Consider the following 10,405-nt stretch of genomic DNA (forward strand, 5'->3'; position numbering starts at 1 on the left):
GCCGAACAGCGTAGGTGGGAGGTGGCGTCGGGCCGAACCGCGGTGATGTCGTCTCGCCGTGCACATCGCTTGGTCTTCCTTCCTGATCGCGCTCGTGGTGATCACCGTGGTGCCCGGTCCGGATTTCGTGCTGGTGACGTCGTGCGCGGTGCGCGGGGTGCGGGTCGGGTACCTGGCCGCGGCCGGGGTGGTGACCGGGTTGCTGGTGCACGCGTGCCTGGCGTCGGTGGGGGTGTCGGCGCTGGTGACGGCGTTCCCGGCGGCCTTGCTGGGGGTCAAGGTCGTGGGGGCGCTGTACCTGGGGTGGCTGGGGGTGCAGGCGTTCCGGGCTTCGCGGGGTGGTCCGGTGGTGGTCCGGGGGTCGGTGTACTGGCGCGGGGTGCTGTGCGACCTGTTGAACCCCAAGGTGATGCTGACGTTCCTGTCGCTCATCCCCCAGGCGATGGACCCGGCCGCGCCGCCGTTCGGCCAGGCGGTGCTGCTGTCGGGGGTGGCGGTGGGCGTCTTCGTGCTCTTCTGGTCCCTGGTCGTCCCGCTGGCCGGCACCCTGGGCCGAGTCCTGTCCCGCCCCCCGATCCGCAAGGTCTTCGAACGGGTCTGCGGCACCGCCCTCCTGGGCATGGCCGCCTCCGTCCTGGCGATCTGACCTCGGATTGTCGAGTTGTGGGATCGCCGGATTGTCCGATTGTCGTGTCGTTCAACAATCCAGCGATGCGCTGATCCGGGAGCGCGGCGGGACGCTCGGGCGGGTGGTCGGCTCGGCCCGCGGTGCCGCGGGTGCGAGCGGCGTGGACTTCCGGTGTTCGCCGGCGCGGGGCCGTGCCTTCCGGCGGGCTGCTCGAACGGCGGGTCGCGGGTGGGTCGTGGCCGGCTCGTCGGCGCGCGGGTGCCCTTCGTCCGGCTGCCTCGTCCGGCTGCCGGGTGTCGATCTCCGAGCGCGGGTCGGCGTGCCCGGTGCCCGCCTCGTCCGGGCGGTGCGGGTGGGGTGGGTCACGTCCGTCGGCGCGGCGACGCGGAGTACCTCGGAGGCCGTCGAAATGAGGGGCAGGTGACACGTGCGTGGCCGTCGATTCCGAGGCAGGCTGTGCAGATGACCACCTCCGAGGCCCCCGCGCGGATCGCCGTCACCGGGCTCGCCGTCATGGGCAGCAACCTGGCGCGCAACCTCGCCCGGCACGGTTTCCGCGTAGCCGTGCACAACCGCAGTTCCGCCCGCACCAAGGCGTTGATCGAGGAGCACGGCCACGAGGGCGAGTTCGTCCCGGCCGACACCCTCGACCAACTCGTCGCGAGCCTCCAGACGCCGCGGCAGATCATCATCATGGTCAAGGCCGGCGCGCCCACCGACGCCGTCATCGACGAACTCGTGCCGTTGCTGGACGAGGGGGACATGGTCATCGACGGCGGCAACGCGCACTACGCCGACACCCGACGTCGCGAGGCGGCGTTGCGGGAGCGGGGTTTGCACTTCGTCGGCACCGGGATCTCCGGCGGCGAGGAGGGCGCGCTCAACGGGCCGTCGATCATGCCCGGCGGGTCGAAGGAGTCCTACGAGCACCTCGGCCCGGTGCTGGAGGCGATCGCGGCGAAGGTCGACGGGGTGCCGTGCGCGGTGCACGTCGGGCCGGACGGCGCCGGGCACTTCGTGAAGATGGTGCACAACGGCATCGAGTACGCCGACATGCAGCTCATCGCCGAGGCCTACGACCTGCTGCACCGGATCGGCGGGCAGTCGCCGGCCGAGATCGCCGACGTGTTCCGCGGCTGGAACTCCGGCGACCTGGAGTCCTACCTGGTGGAGATCACCGCCGAGGTGCTGGGCCACGTCGACGCGACGACCGGCTCCGCGCTGGTCGACGTGATCGCCGACGCGGCCGAGCAGAAGGGCACCGGGCGCTGGACGGTGCAGGAGGCGCTGGAGCTGGGCGTGCCGGTGACCGGCATCGCGGAGGCGGTGTTCGCGCGGTCGCTGTCCGGGCGGGTCGAGCAGCGGGCGGCGGTGCGGGAGGCGTTCGGGCCCGGGGACGTGCAGGCCTCGCCGGACGCGGACCTGGTGGACGAGGTGCGGCAGGCGCTCTACGCGTCCAAGGTCGTCGCGTACGCGCAGGGCTTCGACCAGATGCGGGCGGCGTCGGCCGAGTACGGGTGGGACCTCGACCTCGGCGCGATGGCCACGATCTGGCGCGGCGGGTGCATCATCCGGGCCCGGTTCCTCGACCGGATCCGCGAGGCGTACGACAAGCACCCGGACCTGGCGTCGCTGCTGGTGGACGACTACTTCCGGGACGCCGTGGCGCAGGCCGAGCAGGCGTGGCGGCGGGTCGTGGTGAAGGCCGTGTCGGCCGGTGTGCCCGCGCCCGGCTTCGTGTCCGCGCTCGCGTACTACGACGGCCTGCGGTCCGAGCGGCTGCCGGCGTCGCTGATCCAGGGTCTGCGCGACTTCTTCGGCGCGCACACCTACCGGCGCACCGATCGGGACGGCAGCTTCCACACTTTGTGGTCGGGTGACCGCTCCCAGGTGGACGCCTGAGCCCACCCCGCCCGATCCTGTCCGGGTGCGCGAGTTGCTTCGGCGGTACCCCGTCACGGCCGGCTACCTGCTGGTCGTGACGGGGCTCGCCGTCCTGATGGGTTTCGTGTTCGCGGACGGGATGTCCGCGCAGGTGCGGGAATCGCTGAGCACCAACCTCCACAACCTGGGCGACCACCCGGTGAACGCGCTGCTGGGCAGCGCCTTCGTGCTCGCCACCGACGACGGCGTGGTCTTCACGCTGGTCGCGGCGGCCGGGTTGGCGGTGTGCCTGGGCGCGCTCGAACGGGCCGTCGGCGCGTGGCGGGCGGCGGCGGTGGTGCTGGTGGGTCACGTGGGCGCCACGGTGGTGGCGGCGTCGGTGATCGCCTCGGGCGTGTACGGGGTCGACCTCAGCCGGGTGGAGGACGTCGGGATCAGCTACGTGGCGTTCTCGGCGGCGGGCGCGGTGACCGTGCTGGTGCCCGGGGTGCTGCGCGGGCCGTGGTTGGCGCTCCTGGCGGGGTATCCGCTGGTCGACGCCGAGTGGTTCGGCTGGGTTCCCGATTTCGGGTCGATCGGGCACCTGTGCGCGGTGGTTCTCGGTGTGGCGGGTGGCGTGGTGGCGTATCGCCGGGTGTACTCGTCGGTATGAGGTGCCGGATCGGTGATTTCCGGGTGACCCGCCGGACAACTCCCGGTGTCCGGTCGGAGAACTGACCGGAGGTCCCGGATTATTCACCTGAAAGGGTTACCCAGCCCTTTTCAGGTGTTTGTGGTCCGCCCTGGTTTTGGTGGTCGAGACCACTGTCAAGCAGAGTTGCGCGCCGAGGTAGGCGCGGCACGGTGAAGGGCGCCTGCGCGTCCACCACCGGGTGCGGCAGGTCGGACAGCGGCCGTGGTCGTCGGGTTGGTGTTCGTCCAGGAGCGCTTTCACCACCGCCACCACTCTCGGCAGTTCCGAGCGGGCCAGTTCGAGCGCCGTCTCGTCGTCCGCCGTCGATGCCAGGCGTACCAGCGAGGACAGGTGCTCGTGCAGCGACTTGTCGAGCTGGTTGAAGACCGTGATCGACACCGGAGTCCCTTCGCAACGTCGTCTCATATGACCCGAAGAGAGTGATCCCGCCGCCCAGCCGTCTGCAAGTTGCACTACACGAATGGATGACGTCTCTTTGCTCCACACGCAGCCGGCAACAGACTGTGAGAACCGGGATTCCAGGAGGTGTGTGCCCATGCCACGGGGCAGCAGCCCGACCCTGCGCAAGCGTCGTCTCGTGAGCGAACTCCGCAGGCTGCGCGAAGAAGCCGACCTCACCATCGAGGAGGTCGGCGAACGGCTCGAGTGCTCCGCGTCCAAGATCAGCCGCATCGAGACCGGGCGCGTCGGGGTGACGCCCCGGGACGTCCGCGACATGCTCGCGACGTACGGCGCGGACCGCGACACGCTGGACGAGCTGGTCCAACTCGCCCGTGAGGCCCGCCGCAAGGCCTGGTGGGACGAGTTCGGCGACATCGCGCCCGGCCGGTACGTCGGCTTCGAGGCCGACGCCGAGTCGGTGCGCACCTACCAGGGGTTGATGATCCCCGGGCTGATCCAGGAGGAGGGCTACACCCGCGCGCTGATCGGGGACGTCATCCCCGAGGCGTCCGCGTCCGAGGTCGACCGCCGCGTGAAACTCCGCAAGGCGCGGCAGGCGTTGCTCCGCGAGGACGACCCCCTCCGCCTCCACGTGGTCATCGACGAGGCGGCGCTGCACCGGCTCGTCGGCGGGCCCGCAACGATGCGGAATCAGCTCGATAGGCTGGTCGAGGTCGCCGCTCTGCCGAATGTCACCCTCCAGGTGACGCCATTCGCGATCGGCGGTCACGCAGCGTTGGACGGGCGGTTCGTGATCCTCGGCTTTCCGGAGAAGCTCGATCCCGACGTGGTATACATCGAAAGCACGCGAAGCGACGTGTATTTGGAACAGCCATCCGATGTCGCCCGGTATTCCGACATGTTCGCGCGGTTGTCCGCGGCGTCCCTCGGCCCGGTGGAATCGGTGGCGTTGATCGAGCAGGTGGAGCGCGCGCTCCCCTGAACCAGGAGACGACGCAATGCAGCAGGAATGGCGCAAGAGCACGTACTCGTCCGCCGGCGGGCCGGAGTGCGTGGAAATCGCGCTGAACGGGTCCGGAGCCGGTGTGCGGGACACCAAGAACCGCACCGCGGGCCGGTTGGGATTCGGTGCCGTGGAATGGTCGCGATTCGTCGGCACCGCGAAGAACGGCGTATTCGACGTGAAGTGACCCGGTAGTCCGCGGGTTAGCTACAGGGGGTGTGCCCTAGGGCATGCCCCCTGTACTTCTGTCCGGGGTGAGTAGTACCAAAGGTCGACCCGACGATCAGCCCGCGGACCGATGTGCGGGCACCCCCGCCCCCCGAGACTTCTCGGCGGAAGGGGGTGAGGGCGTGATCGGACGCGCTCCGGTGGCGTTGTTCCTCGGTTCGGCCTGCGTGCTGGCGCTCGCGCTGCCCGCGTCCCTGACCCGCTATCGCGGCACCGACCTGCTCGACGGGCACTGGTGGCGGTTGGCGACCAGCCTGTTCGGCTCGTACCACCTGCTGCACGCGGTGTGGTCCGTGGCGCTGACGGCCGTGGTGGTCGTCGCGCTGGAACGGCACGCGGGTTCGGCCACGGCGGCCGGCTCGCTGCTCCTCGGCCACGTCGTGCCGACGCTCGCGGTGTTCGGCTACGCCGTCGTGGGCGACCAAGAACTGTTGCACCGCAACGATTACGGCACCTCGGCCGCGCTCGCCTGCGCCGCCGGCGCGCTCGCCGCCACCACCCGGTCCCGGGTGGTCCTCGCGGTGCTGCTCGCGGTGCTCGTCGGAGACCTCTGGTACAGCGACCCGCTCGGCGCCGCCGTGCACTGGGGCGCGGCCGGGCTCGGCGTGCTGCTCGTGGGTGTCCGCGTCCTCGCCGCCCGAAAACCCTGGGGGAACAGCCATGGCCCTGTTGACCGACGCGTTGGAAGGACTCGCTGGCCTGCCGCAACCCGCCGTGCTGGCGGTGACGGGCGCGCTGACGCTGGCGGAGTGCACGATCGGCGTGGGGTTCATCGCGCCGGGGGAGAGCGCGCTGCTGCTGGCCGCGACGACGGTGACGAATCCCGCGCGGTTCCTGGTCATGTGGCTGGTGGTGTCGGTGTGCGCGGTGGCGGGCGACAGCGTCGGCTACCTCCTGGGCCGCCGCTACGGCGCCCGGCTTCGGGACAGCAAGGTCGTGCGCAAGCTCGGGCAGCAGCACTGGGACAAGGCCGGTGACCTGTTGCGCCGCCGCGGCGCGTGGGCGGTCTTCGTGGCCCGCTTCATGCCCGTGGTCCGCACCCTGGTGCCCGCGTCGGCCGGCGCGTCGGGCCTGTCCTACCGGAGATTCCTGCCCGCCTCGATCGCCGGCGCGGTGGCGTGGTCCGCCCTGCACATCGGCATCGGCTCGGCGGCGGGCGCGTCCGCGAAGTACATCGAGTCCGTGTTCAACGGCGTGATGTGGGTGGTGCTGGGTCTGGCCGTCGTGATCGCCGCCGTCCTCTTCCTCCGCCGCCGTCGTGCCGCCGCGACGGTCGCCGTGCCGGAGAAGGAACTGGAGGAGGTCTGACCCCAACCCTTCGGGCAACCACCCGCACACCAGCCATCCCGAGCCCGCCGAGCATGGGCGAGCACGTGCCGTCGGACCGGCCAGGCCACGCCCGTCCGAGTCGGTGCCCGCCACGCCAGGTGTCGGGAGGCGTTCGTCCGGCCTCGCGGTCGCAGAAGAACGATGGTCGGCCGTGCGAGCCGAGTCATCCCGGCACTGTGCTCGCGGGACCACGCTCGCGGGATCGTGCTTGCCGGACAAGGCTTTTCGAACCGCGCCGTCGGTCCGTGCGCCGTGTGCGTCTCATTTGGATGGTGCGCCGGCCGGCCCCGGACGTGCCGCGGCGGGGAGAACGGTCGAGTTCCGGACTCGCGGACTGTGCACCCACGGACTGCGGCCCCACGGACTGCGGCCCACGGACTGGGTACTCGCGGCTGCGTACGTCCGGCTGCGTGCTCGCGGCTGCGTGTTCCCGGCTATGTGTTCCCAGCTGCGTGTTCCCGGCCGCGGGCAGGCGAACGGGGCCGCGCCGGGGGTTCGGTCCCGGGCACGGCCCCGATCACTGGGGGAGGGCAACGAGGGTGGGCCACCCCCTACCGGGTGGCCGCCCTCTGGAGAGGTCCTGGGACGGGGGCGGGCCGGCGTTCCGCCGCCGCGGGCTGGATGCCCCTTGCACGCCGGCCTGCCCCCGTCGATCAGGGAGAGCAGCGGGAATCCCGCTGTCTGGTCCGGCCACCCCCACCGGGGTTCGCCCTGTGTGGTTGGCCGGACACGCTAAGCATAAGAACCCGGCTACAGGACGACTGGAGTCGGACTGAAGTGATCTCCTACCCTGGGTCCACAGGCACTTCCCCTCGGTGAAGGAAACAGTCGGTGGAGTACGACGGCGGAGAGCCCCTGCGCTTCGAGGTGCTGGGGCTGCTCAGGGTGGTTCGCGGTGATCGGGACGTCGATCTCGGTGCCGCGAAGCAGCGTGCCGTCCTGGCGGTGTTGTTGCTCGCGCGCAACACCCCGGTCAGCCGCGACCAGATCATCGAGGCGGTGTGGGGCGACGCGGTGCCCAGCAGCGCGATCAACCTCGTGCAGACCTACGTCGCGGGGCTGCGACGTGCGCTGGAACCCAGCCGGGCGCGGCGGGCGCCCGCCGAGTTGTTGACCTCGGTGGGTGACGGGTACCTGCTCCGGGTGGATCCCGCCCGAGTGGATCTCGACCTGGTCGAACGCGGGGTGGCGGCGTCGGCCCGGTTACGCGCGGCCGGTGACCTGGTCGGCGCGGCCGGGTTGCTGGACGAGGCGTTGGAGCTGTGGCGCGGCGAGCCGCTGGGCGGGGTGACCGGGCTGTTCGCCGAGGTCGAACGCGGGCGGTTGGCCGAGCGGCGGCTCGCGGTGCTGGAGGAGCGGGCCGAGCTGTGGCTGCTGATCGGGCGCGGCGCGGAGCTGGTGCCGTCGTTGACGTCGCTGGTCGCCGAACACCCGTTGCGCGAACGCGGGCACGGGTTGCTGATGCGCGCGCTGTGCCAGGCCGGACGGCAGGCCGAGGCGCTGTCGGTGTACCGGGACGCACGGCGCGTGCTGATCGACGAGCTGGGCGTCGAGCCCGGTCCCGAGCTGCGGAAGTTGCAACAGGCCGTGCTGGAGGGGGAGAACCCCGAGCCGCCGACGCGTCCGCTGGCCCTGCCGACCCCCGCGCCCGAGGCGGCGCTGCCGGTCGCGCCCACGACGCCCGCCCAGCTGCCGCGCGCGCCGGTGTCGCTGATCGGGCGGGACCACCACCTCGCCCGGCTGGACGGGCTGCTCGGCGAGTACCCCGACGGCGGCCTGGTGCTGGTGGTGACGGGGCCTGCGGGCGTGGGCAAGACCGCGCTGGCGCTGCACTGGGGGCACCGGGTGCGCGAGGAGTTCCCCGACGGGCAGCTCTACATCGACCTGCACGGGTACGACCCGAACCAGGAGCCGCTGGGCGCGGGCGAGGTGCTGAACCGGTTCCTGCGGACGTTGGGCGTGCCGTCGGCGGACATCCCGGTGACGGTGGAGGAGCGGTCGGCGCTGTTCCGGACGCTGGTCGCGGACCGGCGGATGTTCGTGATGCTGGACAACGCGCGCGGGTCGACCGAGCTGCTGCCGCTGCTGCCCGGTTCGCCGTCGTGCGTCGTGGTGACGTCGCGGCGGCGCCTGGTGGGGCTCGTCGCGCACGCCGAGGCGCGACTGGTCGAGCTGGACATGCTGGACGTCGACACGGCCGTGGTGGTGCTGGAGCGGGTCGCCGGGCGGGACCGGACGGAGATCTCGGCGTTGCGCCGGTTGGCCGTGCTGTGCGACGGGTTGCCGTTGGCGCTGCGGATCGCGGCGGCCCGACTGGCGGTGTCGCCGTCGTTGCGGGTGGCCGAACTGGTCGCGGAACTGGACGACGAGCACGGTCGGCTGGCGGCGCTCGGCCTGGAGGACGAGGACTCGACCGTGCGGGCGGCGCTGGACGCGTCGCGGCGGGCGCTGTCGCCGTTGCCCGCGAGGTTGTTGGCGCTGCTGGGGTTGCACCCGGGCCCGGACGTGACGGCGTTCGTGGTGGCGGCGATGGCGCGGGTGCGGGTGTCGGAGGCGCAACGCGCGCTGGACGCGCTGATCGCGGCGAACCTGCTGTCGGTGAGCGAGTCCGGTCGGTTCGGGGCGCACGACCTGGTGCGGGTGTACACCCGGACGCTGGCCGCCGAGCTGTCGCCGGAGCAGCGGCACGAGGCCACCCAGTTGATGCTGGACTACTACCTGCACTGCGCGGACCTGGCCGACGGGCTGCTGCCCGTGTCGCGCGGATCGGTGCGGGTCGCGCCCACGCACGTGCCGCCGGAGGTGCCGAGGCTGTCGGGCTCGGTGGACGCGTTGGCGTGGCTCGACGCGGAGCAGGCGAACCTGATCGCGGCGGCGGAAATGGCCGGCGAGGGCGAGGACCGGGCGTGGCTGGTGCACGCGTGGCAATTGCCCTACACGTTGTCCCGGTTCTTCTTCCTGCGCACGGACCGGTCGCGGTGGTTGCGGACGACCGAGGCGGCACTGCGCGCGGCGACGAGCCTCGGCGACCCGGCGGCGAAATTCGTGATGCTGTTCAACCTCGGGGTGGCGCTGAACCAGTTCCACCGGACCGAGGAGTCGTTGGTCCGCCACCAGGAGGCGCTGGAGGTGGCGCGCCTTTCGGGAGACGTGACGGCGCAGGCGCGCGCGTTGACCTCGGTGGGCGACATGCTCCAGACCCTGGGTCGACTCGGCGAGTCCGAGACCTATTACCGCGAGGCCCTGGTGGTGGCCCAGGCGGCGGGTTCCCGCTTCGCGGAGGCCAACGCGCACCACAATCTCGGTCTGCTGTACCTGGAGAACCACTGCTACGCCGACGCGAAGGCGTTCGTGCTGACGGCGGTGGACATGTACCACGAGGTCGGCGACCAGTGCGGGGAGTCGATCTGCCGAACCGACCTGGCGGCAGTCCTCCTGGAATCGGGTGAGCTCTCGGAGGCGGTGAAGTCGGCGAGAACGGCACTCTCGGTAGCCTCGGCAGCCGCTTCCCCGTACCACCAGGCCCTGGCCCACGACCGCCTGGCCACGGTCTTCGACAGGCAGGGCGTGGCAGGGGCAACAGCACACTGGCAACGAGCACTGGTCCTGTTCACGGAGCTGAACGCCCCGGAGGCAGACCAGGTAAGAGCACGCCTGGCAAGAACAAGAACCACCACCGCCGCCCACCTATAGCGAAACAGGCCACACCCCCCCCGCAGCCGCCCGACCGCCCCACCCAGGCGCGCAGCGCAAACCCCTAGCGCTGTGTTTCCCTCCCGTATGGCCCGGGCGAAGCCCAACCGCATTTGGCACGGGGGCGCCGCAACTCTCAGGACGCGACACTAATTTCCCAAGCCGGCGCCCCCGTGCCAAATGTGGTTGCCTCTGGCGGGCCATACGGGAGGGAAACACAGCCACCCAACCCAAGTACCTGCCCAACGCACGACGAAGACGTCAATCCGGCACCGCCCAAGTCCCCTCCCCGGAGGCTCCGCCCGTCCGGCGAGGACGCTTTTATGCTTTTAGTTTTTCCGCATTCATCTCTCACGCATTCATCTCTCACGCATTCGGCCTCTCAGGCCAAGAGGTAGGCGCCAGGGGGCGTAAAAGCGGAAAGCAAGAGCGTAAAAGCTGAAAAGCTGAAAGACAAAAGCGTCCTCGCCGGACGGGCAGCGCCTCCGGGGAGGAAGGGCGTCGTGTTCTCCCCGTATGGCCTGCCAGAGGCAACCACATTTGG

General features: G+C 71.0%; 8 protein-coding genes. 7 read left to right on the forward strand and 1 reads right to left on the reverse strand.

Annotated features, from left to right (window positions below):
* The first annotated feature begins 58 nt into the window (after window positions 1–58).
* The 3 genes from AB0G50_RS12565 to AB0G50_RS12575 all read left to right on the forward strand — a co-directional run bounded on the left by AB0G50_RS12565 (window position 59) and on the right by AB0G50_RS12575 (window position 3,164).
* Window positions 59–646, forward strand: a complete 588-nt coding sequence (locus tag AB0G50_RS12565; RefSeq protein ID WP_360106119.1) for a LysE family translocator — start codon at window positions 59–61, stop codon at window positions 644–646.
* A gap of 444 nt (window positions 647–1,090) precedes the next feature.
* A complete protein-coding gene (gene gndA, locus AB0G50_RS12570; protein ID WP_360106122.1) occupies window positions 1,091–2,530 on the forward strand; it encodes an NADP-dependent phosphogluconate dehydrogenase in 1,440 nt (479 codons plus the stop codon).
* 25 nt (window positions 2,531–2,555) lie between these two features.
* A complete protein-coding gene (locus AB0G50_RS12575; RefSeq protein ID WP_360106125.1) occupies window positions 2,556–3,164 on the forward strand; it encodes a rhomboid-like protein in 609 nt (202 codons plus the stop codon).
* A gap of 96 nt (window positions 3,165–3,260) precedes the next feature.
* Here AB0G50_RS12575 and AB0G50_RS12580 read toward each other — a convergent pair whose 3' ends face one another.
* Complete coding sequence (locus AB0G50_RS12580; RefSeq protein ID WP_360106128.1) at window positions 3,261–3,584, reverse strand: hypothetical protein; 324 nt, start codon at window positions 3,582–3,584, stop codon at window positions 3,261–3,263.
* Window positions 3,585–3,741: 157 nt separating this feature from the next.
* Between AB0G50_RS12580 and AB0G50_RS12585 the strand changes: the two genes are divergently transcribed.
* The 4 genes from AB0G50_RS12585 (at window position 3,742) to AB0G50_RS12600 (ending at window position 9,861) form a co-directional block, all read left to right on the forward strand.
* Complete coding sequence (locus AB0G50_RS12585; RefSeq protein ID WP_360106131.1) at window positions 3,742–4,590, forward strand: helix-turn-helix transcriptional regulator; 849 nt, start codon at window positions 3,742–3,744, stop codon at window positions 4,588–4,590.
* A 16-nt stretch (window positions 4,591–4,606) separates the two neighbouring features.
* The gene (locus tag AB0G50_RS12590; protein ID WP_360106134.1) at window positions 4,607–4,798 is read left to right on the forward strand and encodes a DUF397 domain-containing protein; all 192 of its coding nucleotides are present in this window, start codon (window positions 4,607–4,609) and stop codon (window positions 4,796–4,798) included.
* A 701-nt stretch (window positions 4,799–5,499) separates the two neighbouring features.
* Window positions 5,500–6,147, forward strand: coding sequence for a DedA family protein (locus AB0G50_RS12595; protein WP_360106138.1), 648 nt, complete (start codon window positions 5,500–5,502; stop codon window positions 6,145–6,147).
* Between the two features lie 852 nt (window positions 6,148–6,999).
* The gene (locus AB0G50_RS12600) at window positions 7,000–9,861 is read left to right on the forward strand and encodes a BTAD domain-containing putative transcriptional regulator (RefSeq protein ID WP_360106141.1); all 2,862 of its coding nucleotides are present in this window, start codon (window positions 7,000–7,002) and stop codon (window positions 9,859–9,861) included.
* Window positions 9,862–10,405: the final 544 nt, after the last annotated feature.

The organism is Actinosynnema sp. NPDC020468, assembly GCF_040642015.1.
In the GTDB taxonomy this organism is placed as follows: domain Bacteria; phylum Actinomycetota; class Actinomycetes; order Mycobacteriales; family Pseudonocardiaceae; genus Actinosynnema.